This window comes from Bradyrhizobium semiaridum, assembly GCF_020329505.1.
In the GTDB taxonomy this organism is placed as follows: domain Bacteria; phylum Pseudomonadota; class Alphaproteobacteria; order Rhizobiales; family Xanthobacteraceae; genus Bradyrhizobium; species Bradyrhizobium semiaridum.
Map to the genome: position 1 here is coordinate 1 of NZ_JAGKJJ010000073.1, position 677 is coordinate 677.

Consider the following 677-nt stretch of genomic DNA (forward strand, 5'->3'; position numbering starts at 1 on the left):
CCGCGCGCTGTCCGCGGCTTCGTCCGGCGGCTGCGGCGTGTCGTTGTTCTTGATCTTCAGTTCCAGCGAACGCTGCTCGCCCGGCGGATTGTTGCCGCTCAGCCTGACATAGACCAGTTCGCCGACCGAGGAGTTTGCCGGGATTTCCGCAAACCCGCCCTCGCGCAGGATCGCGGCCTCCAGCGTGAGCTGCGGCGACAGGCCCATGCGTACCTGCTTGCCGGTCGGCGGCTGCCCGGTCTTGTAGTCGAGGATCGCGAAGCTGCCGTCATCGCGCCGCTCGATGCGGTCGGCGCGGCCAGATCACCGCGATCAAGGCGGAGATCCAGGGCGATCTCAAGATTCAGCTCGACGACACCAGGACCTTCACCCTCTCCGCCCGCGCCGAGCCTGCTCCCATTCGGCGAACCATGCCGCGATGCGCTGGAAGCGCGGCCACCACAGTGCACGCGCCTCGGGCCGCTCCATCAGCGGCGCAAAATACTTGCCGCCGATCTCGCGCAGCGCGCGCATCGTGTCCGGCGGCAGCGCGTCGGCATAGGTTTGCGTGAACTCGCCGAGCGCCCCGTGGATCGCCGAACCGCGATCGGCCGCCGACAGCGGCATGTCGACCGGATCGAGCGGATCGAGCCGCAGGATGTGGCGGGCATAGATCGTATAGGGATCGCGCAGCCAGT

1 pseudogene is annotated in these 677 nt (G+C 67.9%); it reads right to left on the reverse strand.

Annotated features, from left to right (window positions below):
• Positions 1-677: pseudogene (locus tag J6500_RS31465) on the reverse strand (PD-(D/E)XK nuclease family protein); the annotation flags it as partial.